The organism is Streptomyces sp. NPDC001204 (genome assembly GCF_053598035.1).
Genome location: NZ_JBSFJL010000005.1, coordinates 335580 through 352615, shown reverse-complemented (window position 1 = coordinate 352615; position 17036 = coordinate 335580). Strand labels below are relative to the sequence as shown.

Genomic DNA, 17036 nt, shown 5'->3' with positions numbered 1-17036 from the left:
ACACCCTGACCTCGGAAAACAAACGGAACGTCACATACCGGCAACACTCTGTCCGGATGGCGGACAAGGCATGGTGTTTCCCAGGCCTCTGGCATAGAAACGCGTCATGTTCTGGGTCCTTCTCCTGCTCCTGGCCTGGGCCTTCGCGGGCGCGGCGTGCCTGCGGCTGTGCCTGGCCGCGGTACGCGCCGCGGCCGTCGACGTGGGCGCGGGCCAGGGCCGCGATCTGACGCTCTATGAGGCGGCGTTCCTCTCCGGCGGACCGGCGCGGGTCGCCGATCTGACCCTGGTCTCCATGGCGCGCCAGCACCGGCTGCTGCTCGCGCACACCGGCTGGGCGACGGTCGTCGATCCGCGCGGGCGGGACGAGATGGAGCGCTCCGTCATAGGGGCGATCGGCCCGGAGGGACAGTCCCGGATCGCGCCGGTGCGCGCGGCCGCGGCCACCGCGGACGCGGTGCGCGGGCTCGCCGACCGGCTCGTCGGCGCCGGTCTCGCCGTGCCGGACGGGGACGGGTCCACGATCGCGGCCGGGGTCCGCCGGGTGCGGACGGCCACGCTGGCCGTGCTCGCCCTGGGCACGACCGCGCTGCTGCTGCCCGGCCCGACGGGGATGCCCCGCGAGCTGATCGCCCTCTGGTTCGCGCTGCCGCTCACGCTCACCCTGAGCTGCCTGGCCATCGCCCGCTTCGAGGTCCACCCGTACTCGCGTTGGGCGTCCCCGGCCGGACAGCGCCTGCTCGGCGCGCTGAACCGGCGGGTGAACGGCGCCGTTGACGAGCGTACGTACCTGGCGTCCGTGGCCGTGCACGGCGTCAGCGCGATCGGCGAACCGAACCTGCGCGCGGCCTTCGCCCACCGCGACCAGCCCTCGCCCGACCGTCCCTCGCGCGGCGGGCCCCCGCGCGGCGGGCCCCCGCGCGGCCGGGCCTTCCGGGACGGATAACCCGCGACTCGACTGGCCGACCAGCCGACCAGCCGACCAGCCGACCAGGGCCAACGGGCGTACGGGCGTACGGGCGTACAGGCACGGGCGTACAAACAGCGGTGCGGGCCGGAGCGTGCGCCCGGCACCAGCGCTCGCGCGGGGCGCGTCGGGCGCATCGGCGCCGACACCGGCGGGACGGTGCTTGCCCTCCCCACCGCGGCGGACGAAACATCCCTTCTGTCGCTGCCGTGCACCGAAGGGATACGCGATGACCGCTGCCGCCGTCTGGACGGCCGCCGGGTCCCTGATCCTCACCGCCCTCGCCGGCGCCCCGGCCTCGGGCTCCGCACGCCTTCCCGGCACCGCGGCGGAACTGCGCGGCACCGTCGTGGCCGCGGCGCGCGCCCGCGCGGCCGGAATCGACTTCGGCGCGTGCCCGAAGGCACGGGACCTGCCCGGCACCCTGGAGTGCGGCACGGTCCCGGTGCCCCTCGACTACGCGCACCCCGACGGCGAGCGGATCCGGCTCTCCGTCAGCCGGGTGCGGGCCACCCACACGGACCCGCGCAACAGCAAGCGCAGAGTGCCCCGTCAGGGCGCCCTGGTGTTCAACCCGGGCGGTCCGGGCGCCGACGGCACCTCCTTCCCGCTCATGGGCCTGCTGCCGGAGTGGAAGCGCGTCGCCGCCGCGTACGACCTCGTCGGCTACGCCCCGCGCGGGGTGGGCCGGTCGGCCCCGCTGTCCTGCCAGGACCCGAAGGGCTTCTTCAAGGCGCCCGCACCCGCGCCGACGCACCCCTCACGGGCGTACAAGGAGCGGCGCGTCACCGAGGCCAAGGCGTACGCGCGCGGCTGCGCCCGGCGCGCGGGCCAGGCGCTGCGGCACTACAACTCCCTCAACAACGCCCGCGACCTGGACGTGCTGCGGGCGGCGCTGGGTGAGGACCGGCTGACGTTCGTGGGCGCCTCGTACGGCACCTACTTCGGCGCGCTGTACGCCACGCTGTTCCCCTCGCACGTGCGCCGGATGGTCTTCGACGCGGCGGTGAACCCGGCGCCCGACCGGATCTGGTACCGCAACAACCTGGACCAGTCGGCCGCGTTCGAGGCCCGCTGGGCGGACTTCCGGGAGTGGACGGCCCGGCACGATGACGTGTACGCGCTGGGCCGCACGGCCGGGCAGGTGCAGAGGAGCTACGACAGGGCGCGGGAGCGGCTCGCCGCCGAACCGGCGGGCGGCTCGGTGGGGCCGGGGCAGTTGCAGGGCCTGTTCCTGACGGCCGGGTACTACGACGACCACTGGCCGGGCAGCGCCGAGGCCCTGTCGGCGTATCTGAAGGGCGACCCCAAGCCGCTGGTCGCGCTGGCGGCCCCGCACCGGGAGGGGGCCGCCGAGGCGGAGAACGGCAACGCGGTCTACACGGCCGTGGAGTGCAACGACGCTGCCTGGCCCGCGGACTTCGAGGTCTGGGACCGGGACAACACACGGCTCGCGCGGGTGGCGCCGTTCGAGACCTGGAGCAATGTGTGGGCGAACCTGCCGTGCGCCTACTGGAAGGCACCCCGGCAGCGGCCCCTGGACGTGCGGACCCGGCCGGGCGAGCTGCCGCCGACGCTGATCCTGGCCGCCGAGCGGGACGCGGCCGCGCCGTACGACGGCGCCCTGGAGCTGCGCCGGCGCCTGGCCGGCTCGGTGCTGGTGACCGAGCGGGGCGCGGGCACGCACGGCATCGCGGGCGGGCCGAACACGTGCGTCAACGCGTATCTGGAGGCCTACCTGCTCCAGGGCCGCCTGCCGGCGCGGCAGGCGGAGTGCGCGCCGCGCGCGGAACCGGGGCCGGACGGCCCGACCTTCCACGAGTCCCGCGCACGCCAACTGCGCGACGCCCTGAAGAACGCCACCGGCCGGCCCGCCGCCACCCGCTGACCGAGCCGGTCCCGGGGTCGGGCCCCGGGACCCGGCCGGGTGTCAGGCCAGACCCGCCACCAGCTCGGCGATGTCCTTGCGGCGCCCGGTGAAGAACGGGATCTCCTCGCGGACGTGCCGGCGGGCCTCCGAGGCGCGCAGGTGCCGCATGAGGTCGACGATGCGGTGCAGCTCGTCGGCCTCGAAGGCGAGAACCCACTCGTAGTCGCCGAGGGAGAAGGACGCGACCGTGTTGGCCCGCACGTCCGGGTAGCCGCGGGCCATCTTGCCGTGGTCGGCGAGCATGCGGCGGCGGTCCTCGTCGGGCAGCAGGTACCAGTCGTACGAGCGCACGAAGGGGTAGACGCTGACGTAGTCGCGCGGCGTCTCGTCGGCGAGGAACGCCGGGATGTGCGAGCGGTTGAACTCGGCGGGGCGGTGCAGCGCCATGTTCGACCACACCGGCTCCAGCGCGCGGCCGAGCCTCGTGCGGCGGAAGAGGTTGTACGCCTCCTGGAGCTGGTCACTGGTCTCGGCGTGCCACCAGATCATGAGGTCGGCGTCGGCGCGCAGGCCCGAGAGGTCGTACGTGCCGCGGATGGTCACGCCCTTGGCGGCGAGCTGGTCGAACAGTTCCTGGACCTCGTCCGCGTAGCCCGCGCGGTCCTCGGGAAGCAGGTCCTTCAGCTTGAAGACGGACCACAGCGTGTAGCGGATGACCTCGTTGAGGTCCTTGGCCAGCTTGCCCTTGTTCGGGATCCTGCCGGAGTCGGTGGTAGGAGCGTCGTCACTCATGAGGCTATTCTCCCGCTCCGCCGTGCAGACTCTGCACCGGGTCCGCCGTCAGGTCCCGCACGGCGCGCAGGTCGCCCTCCAGCTGGTCCACGGCCGCGTACGCGCTCGCGACGCACGCGGGGATGCCCACCCCGTCGTACACCGCGCCGCACACCGCCAGACCGGGCAGCTTGCCGATGTGCTCGCGGATGCGGGCCACGCGGGCGTGGTGGCCGACGGGGTACTGGGGCAGGCCGTCGGTCCAGCGGGTGACACGGGTCTCCAGGGGCGCGGCGTCCAGGCCGGTCGCCTCGCGCAGGTCGTGCCGGGAGACCTCGACGAGGTCGGCGTCCTCGCGCTGGAGGATCTCGGTCTCGCCGTACCGCCCCACGGAGGTGCGCAGCACGACCACGTCCGGGTTCTCGTCGGCGATCCAGCCCCACTTCTGGGAGGCGAAGGTGGACGCCTTGATGGTGCGGCCGTCGACGGGGGGCACCAGGAAGCCGCTGCCCTCGGGCAGGGCGGTGCCGGCGCGGCGGTAGGCGAGGGTGATCAGGGCCATGGAGGCGTACTCGACGGCCCTCAGCTCGGCGGCGGCCTCCGGGGACTCGGCGCGCAGCAGCCCGGCGGCGGCGGGCGCCGGCACGGCGACGACCACCGCGTCGGCGTGCAGCACGCGGTCACCGGCGGCCACCCGCCAGGACGTACGGTCCTGCCGGCGCAGCTCCGTCACGGGGGTTCCGGTCAGGATCTCGCCGCCGCGGGCCCGCACCGACTCCGCGACCGCGAGCGGCAGCCGGCCCACACCGCCCTCGACGCCCATGAACACCGGCCCGGTCTGCTGTGCGGCGGCCGCCGCGTCCTGGATCTCGCGGACGCCTTCCAGCAGCGAGTCGTGGGTCTGCGCGGCCCGGAAGAGCTGCGGGACGGCCGAGCGCATCGAGATGCGGTACGCGTCACCGGCGTAGACCCCGCCGAGCAGGGGCTCGACCAGGCGGTCGACGACCTCGCGGCCCAGGCGTGCGGCCACGTACTCGCCGACCGCCACGTCGTCGCCGACCTCCGTGCGGGGCAGCTCGGCGTCGCGCTCGATGCGGGCCAGGCCCTCCTCGGACAGCACGCCGGCCAGCGCGGAGGCGGTGCCGGGCACCCCCATGACGTGTCCCTTGGGCATGGGCCGCAGGGCGCCGCGGGTCCAGATGGAGGCGCTCGCCGTCGCGGGCGGCTGGAGGTGGCCGGCGAGACCCGTCTCGCGCGCGAGGGTCACGGCCTCGGGCCGGCGGGCCAGCATCGACTCGGCGCCCAGGTCGACGCGGACGCCCGCGATCTCGCCGGGCAGCAGCTTGCCGCCGACCCGTTCCGCCGCCTCCAGCACGGTCACCCGCGCCCCGCGCTGCAGCAGCCGGTGCGCGGCCGCCAGCCCCGCGATCCCGGCACCGATGACGACGACATGGCCCGTGCCCGTACCCGTTGCGCTCATGAGCCCACTCTCTCAGACCCCTCCGGCGCTCCTCCCGCGCCCCGGTGTCCGGCCCGAGTCATGAACGTGACCGCATCGGAACCGTTTTCGGCCAACGTCTCGCGCCGTCCGGGAGTCGAAGAAGCGTCAGTGGTCACGACGACCCTCGGGGGTATGCCACATGCGCACACGACGTTCCGTCCGGCCCGCTTCCGCGCTGGCCGGGCTCCTGCTCGCCGCCGCTCTCGCGCTCACCGGGTGCGGCGCGGGCGACAGCGGCGGCGACAGCAGCGCCGCCGCCAAGTCCGGCGCGGAGGCGGCCGACGGCGGGGCCCGGAAGGGCGCGCCGGACACCGGCGGCGGCCAGGCCTCCGAGGCGAGGGCCACCACGCCGCCCCGGGTCGCCGCGAGCCACATCATCCGCACCGCCTCGCTCACCGTGCAGGTCAAGGACGTGCCGAAGGCCCTCGACGCGGCCCGCACCACCGTCGAGAACGCCGGGGGCTACGTCGGCGACGAGAGCACCAGCCGCGACGAGGAGGGACACGAGCGCACCCGCGTGGTGCTGCGCGTGCCCGCCGACAGGTACGACGAAGTCCTCGGTGGCCTGGAGGGCACCGGCAAGCTGATCGAGCGCACGGCGAAGGCGCAGGACGTCACCGACCAGGTCGTCGACGTGGACAGCCGCATCAAGTCGCAGCGCGCGAGTGTGGCGCGGGTGCGTGAGCTGATGGACCGGGCGACCCGGCTCAGCGACGTGGTCAGCCTGGAGGGCGAGCTGAGCCGCCGCGAGTCCGACCTGGAGTCGCTGCTGGCCCAGCAGGCGTCGCTGAAGGACCGCACGAGCCTGGCCACCATCACCCTGTCGCTGTCCCGGACACCGGCGCCCGAGCCGCCGGTCGCCAAGGACGATCAGCCCGGGTTCATGGACGCGCTGGCGGGCGGCTGGCACGTGTTCGTCACCGTGCTCCGCTGGATCGCCCTGGCCATCGGGGCGCTCCTCCCGTTCGCCGCGGCGGCGGCTCTCCTCGCGGCGCTGTGGCTGCGGGTCGTACGGCCCCGGCTGCCCAGGCGCCCCGTCGAAGCGACGCCGACCATGACCGCGCTGGGAGCGGTGCCGGACTCCCGGCGGGCGCCCGCGCCCCCGGCCCAGAAGCCCGGCGGCGAACCGGACCCCCAGGACTGAGTCGACCTCAGGACCGGGACGACCCCAGCACCGGGACGGCGCGTCCCCGTAGCGTGTTCGCATGGACGTGAGCGCTGCGCGGGATGCCCGGGGTACGAAGGAACGCCTTGTCGTGATCGGCGGCGACGCCGCGGGGATGTCCGCGGCGTCGCAGGCACGACGGCTGCGCGGGCCGGACGAGCTGGAGATCGTGGCGTTCGAACGCGGCCACTTCACCTCGTTCTCGGCGTGCGGCATCCCCTACTGGGTGGGCGGCGACGTCGGCGAGCGGGACCTGCTGATCGCCCGTACGCCCGAGGAGCACCGCGCGCGGGACATCGACCTGCGGATGCGCACCGAGGTGACGGAGATCGACGTGGCCGCAGGCCGCGTGCGCGCGCGGGACGTGGATTCCGGTAAGGAGTCCTGGACGTCGTACGACAAGCTCGTGATCGCGACCGGGGCCCGCCCCGTCCGGCCCGACATGCCCGGCGCCGACGCGCCCGGAGTCCACGGGGTGCAGACCCTCGACGACGGTCAGGCCCTGCTGGACAGCCTGGCACGCGCGCGTGGCCGCCGGGCGGTGGTGATCGGGGCGGGCTACATCGGGGTGGAGATGGCCGAGTCGCTCATCAAGCGCGGCTACGAGGTGACGGTCGTCAACCGCGGCCGGGAGCCGATGTCCACGCTCGACCCCGACATGGGCCGCCTGGTGCACCGGGCCATGTCGGGCCTGGGCATCACCATGGTCGACGACGCCGAGGTGACCAAGGTGCTCACCGGCGACGACGGCCGGGTCCGGGCGGTGGCCACCGCGGACGCCGAGTACCCGGCGGACGTGGTCGTGCTGGGCATCGGGGTGCGCCCGGAGACCGCCCTCGCGCGGGCGGCCGGGCTCCCGCTCGGCACGCGCGGCGGGCTGCTCACCGACCGGGCGATGCGAGTGCGCGGCCACGAGAACATCTGGGCGGGCGGCGACTGCGTGGAGGTCCTGGACCTGGTCTCCGGACAGCTGCGCCACGTGCCGCTGGGCACTCACGCCAACAAGCACGGCCAGATCATCGGCACCAACGCGGCCGGCGGCTACGCCACCTTCCCGGGCGTGGTCGGCACCGCGGTGAGCAAGGTGTGCGACCTGGAGATCGCGCGGACCGGGCTGCGCGAGAAGGACGCCCGCCGGGTGGGCCTGAAGTTCGAGACGGTCACCATCGAGTCGACCAGCCGCGCGGGCTACTACCCCGGCGCCTCCCCGATGACCGTCAAGATGATCGCCGAACGCCGTACCGGCCGCCTGCTGGGCGTGCAGATCGTCGGCCGTGAGGGCGCGGCGAAGCGGGTCGACATCGCCGCGGTCGCGCTCACGGCCGGTCTGACGGTGGAGCAGATGACGGCCCTGGACCTGGGCTACGCGCCGCCCTTCTCCCCGGTGTGGGATCCGGTGCTGGTGGCGGCCCGGAAGGCCGCGGCGAAGGTCCGCGACGGCAGGGCGTGAACCCTACGCCGTGCCGTTCAGCCTCGGCAGGGAGGAGACCGAGCTGCTGGACGTCACCGCCGACGCCGTAGCGGCCGGCTGCTCCCCGGCCGGCCGGGCGTGCGTGGCCGTGACCCGGGTGGAGCGCAGCCGGTGCCCGACGGCCTCGTCCAGCGTCACCGGGCGCTTCATCTGGGATGCCAGCCGGCCGGCCTCCTGGCCGAGCCGGGCGACGTCCTCCCAGGGCAGCCGCACCACCAGGGTGAGCTCGGCCTCGCCGTCGGGCAGCGCGTGCACCGCGGGAGTGACTCGGTCGTTCATCGCCTGTTCCTCACGTCGTCCCCACGGCCCGCCTTCCCCGGGCCGCGGGTGGTTGAGGAGGCATACGTACACGCGGACGGCGGCGTTCACCGATTCGGCGAGCGCATCGCGGGCAGAACTTCTCCGTGGTCATTCCCGTCCATGACGTGAACCCGGCGCGACGCACTCCGTGGGTGACGTACGCCCTGATCGCCGCGAACTTCGTCGTGTTCCTGCTCACCCCCGGCATCGCCGGGTCCTTCACGGGCAGCAGCACGCTGGCGCAGTTGTGCCACCTCCAGGCCTTCACGGAGCAGTACGCGCTGGTGCCGAGAGAGTTGATCCACCATCAGTTGCCGTCGCTGGTCCCGACGGGCGCCGTCGGGGTGGGCGTGCACGGCCCGGGCTGCGTGCTGGGACCGCCCACCTACGACAAGTCGCCCGTGCTGTCGATCCTCACGGCGATGTTCCTGCACGGCAGCTGGCTGCACCTGCTGGGCAACATGCTGTTCCTCCTCATCTTCGGCAACAACATCGAGGACCGCATGGGGCATGTGCGGTTCCTGTTGTTCTACCTGGTCTGCGGGTACGCGGCCGCATACGGATTCGCTCTCATGAACTCCCAGTCCACCACTGCGCTGATCGGCGCCTCGGGAGCCATCGCCGGTGTCCTCGGTGCCTACCTGCTGCTCTACCCGAAGGCACGGGTCTGGGTGCTGGTCCCCTTCCTGATCTTCCTGCCGCTGCGGCTGCCGGCCTGGGTGGTACTGGGCTCCTGGTTCGTGCTCCAGGCGTTCTACTCCTCCGGCCAGGCCGTCGCCGAGGCGGGCACCGTGGCGTACCTGGCCCACGTGGTCGGCTTCATCGTGGGCATGCTGCTCGCCTGGCCCCTCAAGCCGGGTACTCCCCCACCGCCCGAACCGCCCCGCATCCTCTTCGGACGGCAGACGCGACGGGCCTGGTAGAGCCACACGCCAGAAGCTGGTGCCGTGGCAGGCGACGTCTGCCCTGCAACCGCCCGGGGCGTCAGCTCGTGCCGAGTGGTGCGCCCTCCTCGGCGTCGAGCTGGTGGTCCGCCCAGATGTAGCTTTCGGGAAGCAGATCGGTGACGGGCACCATCCGGAGGCCATCGTCCGTCCCGACGATGACCTCGAGGGCCGGGAAGTAGTCGAGGAGGACCTGGCGGCAGCGGCCACAAGGGGGCACGACGCCTCGGTCGCGGTCACCCACGGCGACGATGGTGTCCAGATCGTAGGCACCCTGGGCGGCGGCGGTGCCGATCAGGACGAGCTCCGCGCAGGGGCCTCCGGTGAAGTGATAGGCGTTCACCGCGGTGACGATCCGGCCGTCCCAGGCGCGGGCCGCAGCCGCCATGGTGTGGTTGTCGCCCCGGCAGCGTGTGGCCGCGACGTGCGCCGCTGCCCGGATCAGTTCGTGGTCGACACGGTCGGTCTGTGTGGTCATCTTCTCCGCCTTCTCGCACGGTCGGGCGACGTCGGCCCTGTCCACGACGGAGCCTAAGCGCCGGTCCTGGACGTGGCGGTTCGTCGCCGGTGCGGTGGACGGTGACCCGGCCGACCACGTCCGGACCGCGAACCAATCGCCCTCCGCAAGAACCCGTACGGAATCCGACGGTGTCACCCACAACGTGCGGCTCGGTGCGTTTAGTACGGGTTCTCACGGTCACGCGCATGGAAGGGCATGGAGGACCGGCACAACGAAAGGGCAGACTCATGACGGAGTTCCTTCCCGCCACCACGACGGACTCCGGCGCGCCCGTGGAGAGTGATGAGCACTCTCTCACCCTGGGCCCGGGCGGGCCGGTCCTGCTGCAGGACGCCTACCTGATCGAGCAGATGGCCCAGTTCAACCGGGAGCGGATTCCCGAGCGCCAGCCGCATGCCAAGGGGAGCGGCGCCTTCGGCCGCTTCGAGGTGATCGAGGACGTCAGCGCCTACACCATGGCAGCGGTGTTCCAGCCGGGCACCCGCACCGACCTGGTCATTCGCTTCTCGACGGTCGCCGGCGAGCGGGGCAGCCCCGACACCTGGCGTGACCCTCGCGGCTTCGCGGTGAAGTTCTACACCACCGTCGGCAACTACGACATGGTCGGCAACAACACACCGGTGTTCTTCGTGAAGGACCCGATGAAGTTCCAGCACTTCATCCGCTCCCAGAAGCGCCGCGCGGACAACAACCTGCGCGACCACGACATGCAGTGGGACTTCTGGACGCTCTCGCCGGAGTCCGCGCACCAGGTGACCTGGCTGATGGGGGACCGCGGCATCCCCCGCACCTGGCGCCACATGAACGGCTACACCTCCCACACCTACATGTGGATCAACGCCAAGGGCGAGCGGTTCTGGGTGAAGTACCACTTCAAGACCGACCAGGGGATCGAGTTCTTCACCCAGCACGAGGGCGACCAGATGGCCGCCGTCGACACGGACTACCACATGCGCGATCTCTTCGAGCACATCCGTGACGGCGACTTCCCCAGCTGGACGCTGTACGTGCAGGTCATGCCGTACACGGAGGCCGCGCACTACCGCTTCAACCCGTTCGACCTCACCAAGGTGTGGCCGCACGGTGACTACCCGCTCATCCCGGTCGGCCGGATGACCCTGGACCGCAATCCGACGGACAACCACGCGGAGATCGAGCAGGCGGCGTTCCAGCCCAACAACTTCATCCCCGGGATCGGGCCGAGTCCGGACCGCATGCTGCTGGCCCGGCTGTTCTCCTACGCGGACGCCCACCGGCACCGCATCGGCGCCAACTACCAGCAGCTTCCCGTGAACGCGCCCATCGTCGACGTCCACACCTACTCGAAGGACGGGGCGATGGCGTACCGGAGGACGACGGATCCGGTGTACGCCCCGAACTCCAAGGGCGGTCCCGCCGCCGACCCCGCCCGCTTCGGCCCGCCGCCCAGTTGGACGGCCGACGGCGAGATCATCCGTACCGCATACGTCTCCCACGCCGAGGACGACGACTGGGGGCAGCCCGGCACCCTGGTCCGGCAGGTCCTGGACGACGCCGCCCGGGACCGTCTGGTCGACAACGTCGTCGGGCACCTCCTCAACGGGGTCAGCGAACCGGTCCTGGAGCGGGCCTTCACGTACTGGTCGAACATCGACGAGACGATCGGCAAGCGCATCGCCGACGGTGTGCGGTCCAAGGCCGACGAGAAGGATCCCAAGGCCGCCGAGCAGGGAAGCCCCGCACGACGCGGCATGCAGCACAAGGCATGACGTTGGTTCCGATGTTGTTCGAGGTCGCCGGCCAGGAACCTGGCCGGCGCTGATCCCGCTGGACGGCCTCGACGACGCCGGCAGACCTTTGTGCGGCTCGCCTGCCCCTCAGGCCGGGCGCTCCCCCACCGCCGGAGCCGTGCCGCATCCTCTTCGGACGGCAGACGCGTCGGGCCCGGCAGGGGGCGAGTCGGGGAGCAGCAGGCGGAATGTGCAGCCTTCGCCGGGGCGGGTGTCCAGTTCCAGGCGTCCGTCGTGCGCCTCGGCGATGGCCGCGGCGATGGCGAGGCCGAGGCCGGAACCCGGTTGGGGCGACCCCTGCGGTTCGGCCCGGAAGAAGCGGTCGAAGACACGGGCCGCCTCGTCGGGGTCGAGGCCGGGGCCGTCGTCGGCGACCTCGATGACGCAGACGGGCGTCCCCGGCGCCGCTGGCGGCCCGGTGCCGGTGCGGCCGGGGCGGTCCGTGCCGTAGCCGTGTTCGCCGGCGTGAGCGGCGCCGACCCTGACGCGGACGCGGGTGTCGCCGGGGGTGTGGGTGCAGGCGTTGGAGAGGAGGTTGCCGAGTACCTGGGCGAGTTGGTGGGGATCACCGGACGTCTCGACGATGTCGAGACCGCGCTCGTGGCCGCCGGGGTGGGTGAGGAGCGGTTCGAGGGTGATGGTGCGCCGCGGGTGGCGGACGGCGGTGGTGGCGATGGCGTCGGCGGCCAGGGAGAGCAGGTCGACGGGCTCGCGATGAGGAAGGGGCGTGTCGCCGAGTGTCGCGAGGAGGAAGAGGTCGTCGACGAGGCGGCTCATCCGCTCCGCGTTGTGGTTGATCAGGGTGTGGGCTTCGTGCCGTCGCAGGTCGCTCATCCGGGGTTCGTCGAGGAGGAGTTCGGCGAAGCCCTGGATGGCGGTGAGGGGCGTGCGCAGTTCGTGACCGGCGTCCGCCATGAAGCGGCGCAACTGCCGTTCGGAGGTCTCCGTGCGATGCAGCGCGGTGCGCAGGCGGTCGAGCATCGTGTTCAGTGCCAGGCTGAGCCGGCCGACCTCGGTGTCCGGGTCGGTGACGGGAACGCTGAGTTCCAGGGCGCCCTCGGTGATGCGCTGGGCGGTCCGCTCGACGCGGGTGAGGGGCCGCAGGCCGAGGCGGACGGCGACATTGCCCAGGATGACGACTCCGCCGGCGACACCGATGCCGAGAACGACGCTGAACCAGAGCAGTTTGGTGGTGGCGCCGTCGACGGTGTCCAGGGGAAGGGCGACGACGGCGTGCATGTCGTCGGGCCCCGAGTGGTCGATCACCCGCCACCCGGATCCGGACGAGTCCTCGGACTCGACCGTCCTGGGCTTCTCCGTGTCCAGGTCCAGGTCGGCCGCCTTCTCGGGCAGGCGCGGGCCAGGGCTGTCGCCGTTTCCCAGGGAGGCACGCAGCAGGTGTCCGTCCTGGCCGTAGAAGTAGACGCGGTAGTCCGAGGGCAGGGCGTCGTTCCCTCCGGGGGGCCGCAGCGCGCCGTCGCCGCCGATGTCGCGGTAGACGTCGGCCGGGGGACGGAAGTGGGTGAGCCGGTCGTCGACCTGGTCGGTGAGCCAGGAACGCACGACGGTCAGCCCGGCGATCTGGCACAGGACGACGGCGCAGGTCGCCAGAAGGCCGGCGATCAGCACGAGGCGGCTGCGCAGGGAGCGCGGGCGCGGTCGGGCCGGCCACCTCATCGCGCGCCCGTGTTCGACTCGTCGCGCGGGAGCCGCAGACAGTAGCCGACTCCGCGCACGGTGTGGATCAGCGCGGGCGGGTCGCGGTCGATCTTGCCGCGCAGGTTCTTGACGTAGGTGTCGACGATGCGGGTGTCGCCCGAGAAGTCGTACCGCCACACCTGCTGGAGGATCTCGGTCTTCTCCAGCACGCGTTCGGGGTGGGACAGCAGGCAGGCCAGGAGCCGGAACTCGGTCGGCGACAGCTTCAGGAGCCGGTCGGCGCGCCGTACCTCGTGGGTGCGCTCGTCCAGGGTGAGGTCGGCGTAGCGCAGGGGAGGGCGGACGCCGGGGGTGGAGGCGGGGGCGCTGCTGCGGCGCAGGATCGCGCGGATGCGCAGCAGTACCTCCTGGACGTGGAAGGGCTTGGTGACGTAGTCGTCGCCCCCCGAGCTCAGGCCGATGATGCGGTCCTCGACGCCGGTACGGGCGGTGAGGAACAGGACAGGGGTGTAGGCGCCCTGTGCGCGCAGGTCGCGGGTGAGCTGGAAGCCGTCGGTGTCGGGCAGCATGACGTCCAGCACGATCAGATCGGGGCGGCGGTTGCCGGCCTCGAACATGGCTTCCTGCCCGCCGGCCGCGCTCGCCACGGTGTAGCCGGCCGCGCTGAGCGCGGAGGTGAGCAGGGTACGGATGCTGGGGTCGTCCTCCACGACCAGGACGGTGTGCCCGGCGGCAGGCGTCCGTGCGGGGGTGTGCTGGTCGATCACGTTCGGGCACCTCGGTGTACGGGAAGACGGAGCCGCTGCGGGGACCCGGGCGGGCCGACCGGCATCCCGGGCAGCGGCGTGGAGAGAGAGCCCGGGATGCCGGTGTTCTAGCCGGTCACCTGTTCGTCCTTGGCGAGTGCCGCGGCACGGTCGGTGATGGTTTTGCCGAGCCCGGCGACGGCGGTGTCCAGTTCCTTGGAGCCGGCTCCCGCGGAGCGGGCCTGGTCCGCGACGGACTGGAGGTCCTCGGCCGCCGTACCCGACTGGTAGAACTTCTGGTACAGCGCTCGGTAGGCCTTCTTGTAGACGCCGTCGAACGCGTCGGCCTCCAGGAACCTGGTCTTCAGGACATGCTCCATGAAGCCGCCCTTGCCGCCGTTGCCGCCGGGCATGCCCTGGCCCGGATCGCCGCCGGCCGCCCCGCCGGGCATTCCCTCGGGCATTCCTTCAGGCATTCCGCCGTCCATGCCGCCGGGCATGCCGCCGGGCATGCCGCCGCCCATGCTGATGGAGTCGTCGGGCCCGGCCGTCGCGTCGCCGCTGAAGGTCAGGTTGTAGTCCCAGCCCAGGACGGAGAACTTCTTGGTGTCCAGGTCGTACCACAGCAGGTAGTTCTTGCCGGGGCCGGCCATGTCGTCGAAGTTCAGCAGCAGGTTCTGCGTCGCGAGATAGGTGGCCAGCGAGTCGACGTCCACGTACTTGCCGAGGTCGCGGGCGAACTCCTCGTCCGAGGCCTTGTCGGCCCACTTGATGAGCTTCATGACCGGTTCGAGGTCCCGGCTGCCCTTCTTGTTGAGCTGCTTGAAGGAACTCTCGTAGTCCGTCGGATCGTCACCGCGGTAGGCGAAGCTGCCGCCGGCCTTCGCCTTGTACAGCACCCCGTTGCCGTCGGCGACGTCCTCGGCGTAGTCGGTGTCGGGGCTTTCGACCATGAGCCGCGTGACGGTGGGCCGGTTGTTCACCGTCAGCCGGGTGAAGGAGTACCGCTCGGCCTTCTGCCCGCTGCGCCGGGTCAGCGACAACGACAGCGCCTCGTTCACCGGCACCTGGCCGTCGCTGCCGGGACGCAGGGAGATCTCCCGCTCGCCCTGGTAGGCACGGCCGTCGACGAACTCGTCGATCTTGACGAGCCAGGGCAGTTCCTCCGGCTTCTTCTCGGACAGGTCGTACTGCATCATCCCGCCCATGCCGCCCGCCCCGCCGGGGGCGCCGCCCGCCTTCTGGTTCCCGCCGCGGTCCCCGGCCCCGGCCCCGCCGGCAGCACCGGCCCCGCCGGGTGCACCGACGCCGCCGGGTGCACCGACGCCGCCGGGTGCGCCGGCCGGAGCCCCCTGCGCGGCATCGGGGAAGCCGCGGCCGCCCCCGGGCATGCCCTTGTTGCCGCGCAGTGACATCAGCGTGGAGTTGCCCTTGAGCCGGATTCCGACGTCGTTGAGGTAGACCCCGTCGATGATGAGATCCGCCTCGATGTACTCCTTGGTGCCGTCGTCCCGGAACTCCTTCATCATTTTGTCGAAGTCGGTCTGCTTGTAGGTGAGTTGGACCGAGTGCGACACCGACGTGTCGTACAGGTCCACGGTTCCCCGGACGTTCTCGGTGATGGGGTCCGCCTCGACCCTCGAAGCCGACGTGACATAGGGGGAGATGCGCGCGTCGCCCAGGAAGAAGACCATCGCGGTGAGGCCGACGCCCAGTGCCGCGGTCGGCTTCCAGTGGTGGCGCAGCCGCACCGGCAGCCGGTCCCGCAGGCGGCGCCGGTGCCGCACCGTGTTGTCCCCGGCCATCACAGATCGGTGGTGTCGTAACCGGTCAGGACCGTGACCCGCTGTCCGGACGTCCGCTCCTGAAGGGCGGTGACCAGGTCGCCGGGCTCGGCGCCCTTCTTCAGCCGCACCGTGTAGAAGACCTCGCTCAGTGCGCCGCCGCGGATCGTCTCGGTGCTCACCAGCTCGAACTCGCTGGTGTACTTGATCAGTACGTCACGGATCTGCGGCGTGTAGTCGTCACCGGCCGGGACCTGGACCTTGACGACCTGGCGCTGCACGTTCAGCGCGAACCAGTTGAACTTGAACATCACGAGGACGACGGCGCAGATCACCACGGCGCCGACCGCGGCCAGCGTGTAGAAGCGGGCACCGCACGCCATGCCTATCGCCATGGCGAGGAAGATGAAGCCGACGTCCCTGGTCTCCTTGACCGCGTTCCTGAAGCGGACCACGGACAAGGCGCCGACCAGTGAGAACGCGCGAGCCAGGTTCGAGCCGACGACCAGCATGATCAGCGCGACGATCATGCCGACGACGACCAGGGTCTGGACGTAGGACTGGCTGTAGGAGACGTTGCGGTGCGTGTACCGGTACACGTAACCGATCAGCGTGGACAGGACGAACGACAGCGCCATCGCCGCCACGACGTCGGTCACGCTGAACGTGCCGCTGAGTTCCTGCAGATCGAAGTTCACTTTGCTCCTGCTTTCATCGGCGCGTCCTGCGCCGGCCGCTGCCGGGGCGGCTGTGCTTCAGTGGGGGTGGGTGGCGGGTAGTCCGCCTCGTTGACGTGGAAGACCGAACGGGGGGCCAGACCGAAGGCCTCGATGGACTGCACGTACTTCGAGATCCGTACGAGGTTGAGGTTGCGGCGCGCGGTCAGGTCCGTGATCCAGTGCGGGGTGCGCTCGTTGACCTTGATCTCCATGACCGACAGGTGCGGCGGGATCGTGAACCGGTTCTGGGGCGTCTCGATGCCGAAGTGGAAGTCCCGGTCCCGGCCGCGGATACGGCGGTCGAAGGTGACGCGCAGACCGGTGTCCGCGTCCCGGCCCACCAGGGCCTCACGCTGGTAGCCGGTGATCGCGGTGGGTTGAAGGTCGAGCCGCACGGCGAGTTCGAGGACCTCCTGGATGAAGGCGCTCTCCTTCGCCGAGTGCGGCACCATCTCCCGGCCGTCGCACAACTGCCGCGCCGCACCGTAGGGCAGGGTGATGCGGCGCTTCTGCGTGACCCGGTTGACGCGCTGCTTGATCTCCACGCACACCGGCGACTCGTCGGTGATCCCGTCGAGGTCGCCGTAGTGGCGGATGCGCAGCTTGCGGCGGAACTTCAGTCCCTCGATCTTCTCCCAGTAGAAGCGCAGCTGAGGAGTGTCGTAGTACAGGCTCCACACGCCGTAGCCGCCGACCGGGCTGTGCAGGTCCCGGTCCATCCGCTCGGCCAGTTCGTCCCGGATCTCCGCCGCCTGCTCCACGGGGACCAGGTACTTCAGCTCGAACCGGTTGAACGCGTGCAGCCGGCTCGCCACGTGCAGCGGTTCGCCGTCCGCCCGTTCCGCGCCCT

The 17036-nt window shown here is 71.7% G+C and carries 15 protein-coding genes; 6 read left to right on the top strand and 9 right to left on the bottom strand.

Annotation, left to right across the window (positions count from 1 at the left end):
• Positions 1–106: 106 nt before the first annotated feature.
• Positions 107–946, top strand: a complete 840-nt coding sequence (locus ACWC91_RS10280) for a TIGR04222 domain-containing membrane protein (protein WP_450642025.1) — start codon at positions 107–109, stop codon at positions 944–946.
• 250 nt (positions 947–1196) lie between these two features.
• Entirely contained in the window at positions 1197–2855 is a 1659-nt protein-coding gene (locus tag ACWC91_RS10275; RefSeq protein ID WP_450642023.1) for an alpha/beta fold hydrolase, read from the top strand.
• 42 nt (positions 2856–2897) lie between these two features.
• On the opposite strand, the gene hemQ is transcribed toward ACWC91_RS10275, so the two are convergent.
• Together hemQ and hemG are read right to left on the bottom strand one after the other, a co-directional pair.
• Positions 2898–3629 carry a hydrogen peroxide-dependent heme synthase gene (gene hemQ / locus ACWC91_RS10270; protein WP_225075721.1) on the bottom strand — a complete coding sequence of 244 codons (732 nt, stop codon included), beginning with the start codon at positions 3627–3629 and terminating at the stop codon, positions 2898–2900.
• Between the two features lie 4 nt (positions 3630–3633).
• Entirely contained in the window at positions 3634–5088 is a 1455-nt protein-coding gene (gene hemG, locus ACWC91_RS10265; RefSeq protein ID WP_225075722.1) for a protoporphyrinogen oxidase, read from the bottom strand.
• Positions 5089–5248: 160 nt separating this feature from the next.
• Here hemG and ACWC91_RS10260 point away from each other — a divergent pair, with 160 nt between their 5' ends.
• Both ACWC91_RS10260 and ACWC91_RS10255 read left to right on the top strand, forming a co-directional pair.
• A complete protein-coding gene (locus tag ACWC91_RS10260) occupies positions 5249–6253 on the top strand; it encodes a DUF4349 domain-containing protein (protein ID WP_225075723.1) in 1005 nt (334 codons plus the stop codon).
• A 61-nt stretch (positions 6254–6314) separates the two neighbouring features.
• Positions 6315–7724, top strand: coding sequence for an FAD-dependent oxidoreductase (locus ACWC91_RS10255; RefSeq protein WP_376499405.1), 1410 nt, complete (start codon positions 6315–6317; stop codon positions 7722–7724).
• Between the two features lie 3 nt (positions 7725–7727).
• Here the strand turns inward: ACWC91_RS10255 and ACWC91_RS10250 are convergent, their stop codons facing one another.
• Complete coding sequence (locus ACWC91_RS10250; RefSeq protein ID WP_225075725.1) at positions 7728–8024, bottom strand: hypothetical protein; 297 nt, start codon at positions 8022–8024, stop codon at positions 7728–7730.
• Between the two features lie 125 nt (positions 8025–8149).
• Between ACWC91_RS10250 and ACWC91_RS10245 the strand changes: the two genes are divergently transcribed.
• Positions 8150–8968: a rhomboid family intramembrane serine protease gene (locus tag ACWC91_RS10245; protein WP_225075726.1), complete on the top strand. Its 819-nt coding sequence runs from the start codon at positions 8150–8152 to the stop codon at positions 8966–8968.
• Between the two features lie 61 nt (positions 8969–9029).
• Here the strand turns inward: ACWC91_RS10245 and ACWC91_RS10240 are convergent, their stop codons facing one another.
• Positions 9030–9467 (bottom strand): cytidine deaminase, encoded by a 438-nt coding sequence (locus tag ACWC91_RS10240; RefSeq protein ID WP_450642019.1) that lies wholly within the window; start codon positions 9465–9467, stop codon positions 9030–9032.
• 269 nt (positions 9468–9736) lie between these two features.
• On the opposite strand from ACWC91_RS10240, the gene ACWC91_RS10235 reads away from it, so the two are divergent.
• Positions 9737–11257: a catalase gene (locus ACWC91_RS10235; RefSeq protein ID WP_450642017.1), complete on the top strand. Its 1521-nt coding sequence runs from the start codon at positions 9737–9739 to the stop codon at positions 11255–11257.
• A 108-nt stretch (positions 11258–11365) separates the two neighbouring features.
• Here ACWC91_RS10235 and ACWC91_RS10230 read toward each other — a convergent pair whose 3' ends face one another.
• The 5 genes from ACWC91_RS10230 to ACWC91_RS10210 all read right to left on the bottom strand — a co-directional run bounded on the left by ACWC91_RS10230 (position 11366) and on the right by ACWC91_RS10210 (position 17001).
• A complete protein-coding gene (locus tag ACWC91_RS10230; RefSeq protein ID WP_450642015.1) occupies positions 11366–12955 on the bottom strand; it encodes a sensor histidine kinase in 1590 nt (529 codons plus the stop codon).
• Positions 12952–13704, bottom strand: coding sequence for a response regulator transcription factor (locus ACWC91_RS10225; RefSeq protein ID WP_225075729.1), 753 nt, complete (start codon positions 13702–13704; stop codon positions 12952–12954). The genes ACWC91_RS10230 and ACWC91_RS10225 overlap by 4 nt, the downstream gene beginning before the upstream one ends.
• Positions 13705–13811: 107 nt before the next feature.
• Positions 13812–15488: a CotH kinase family protein gene (locus tag ACWC91_RS10220; protein WP_450642013.1), complete on the bottom strand. Its 1677-nt coding sequence runs from the start codon at positions 15486–15488 to the stop codon at positions 13812–13814.
• Positions 15488–16165, bottom strand: a complete 678-nt coding sequence (locus ACWC91_RS10215; RefSeq protein WP_225075731.1) for a DUF4956 domain-containing protein — start codon at positions 16163–16165, stop codon at positions 15488–15490. The genes ACWC91_RS10220 and ACWC91_RS10215 overlap by 1 nt, the downstream gene beginning before the upstream one ends.
• Positions 16162–17001, bottom strand: coding sequence for a polyphosphate polymerase domain-containing protein (locus ACWC91_RS10210; RefSeq protein WP_225075972.1), 840 nt, complete (start codon positions 16999–17001; stop codon positions 16162–16164). The genes ACWC91_RS10215 and ACWC91_RS10210 overlap by 4 nt, the downstream gene beginning before the upstream one ends.
• Between the last annotated feature and the right edge of the window lie 35 nt (positions 17002–17036).

Bases quoted from the DNA above. Each gene is read 5' to 3' on its own strand.
- ACWC91_RS10280 (WP_450642025.1), top strand. From the start codon at position 107: ATGTTCTGGGTCCTTCTCCTGCTCCTGGCCTGGGCCTTCGCGGGCGCG.
- ACWC91_RS10275 (WP_450642023.1), top strand. From the start codon at position 1,197: ATGACCGCTGCCGCCGTCTGGACGGCCGCCGGGTCCCTGATCCTCACC.
- hemQ (WP_225075721.1), bottom strand. From the start codon at position 3,629: ATGAGTGACGACGCTCCTACCACCGACTCCGGCAGGATCCCGAACAAG.
- hemG (WP_225075722.1), bottom strand. From the start codon at position 5,088: ATGAGCGCAACGGGTACGGGCACGGGCCATGTCGTCGTCATCGGTGCC.
- ACWC91_RS10260 (WP_225075723.1), top strand. From the start codon at position 5,249: ATGCGCACACGACGTTCCGTCCGGCCCGCTTCCGCGCTGGCCGGGCTC.
- ACWC91_RS10255 (WP_376499405.1), top strand. From the start codon at position 6,315: ATGGACGTGAGCGCTGCGCGGGATGCCCGGGGTACGAAGGAACGCCTT.
- ACWC91_RS10250 (WP_225075725.1), bottom strand. From the start codon at position 8,024: ATGAACGACCGAGTCACTCCCGCGGTGCACGCGCTGCCCGACGGCGAG.
- ACWC91_RS10240 (WP_450642019.1), bottom strand. From the start codon at position 9,467: ATGACCACACAGACCGACCGTGTCGACCACGAACTGATCCGGGCAGCG.
- ACWC91_RS10235 (WP_450642017.1), top strand. From the start codon at position 9,737: ATGACGGAGTTCCTTCCCGCCACCACGACGGACTCCGGCGCGCCCGTG.
- ACWC91_RS10230 (WP_450642015.1), bottom strand. From the start codon at position 12,955: ATGAGGTGGCCGGCCCGACCGCGCCCGCGCTCCCTGCGCAGCCGCCTC.
- ACWC91_RS10220 (WP_450642013.1), bottom strand. From the start codon at position 15,488: ATGGCCGGGGACAACACGGTGCGGCACCGGCGCCGCCTGCGGGACCGG.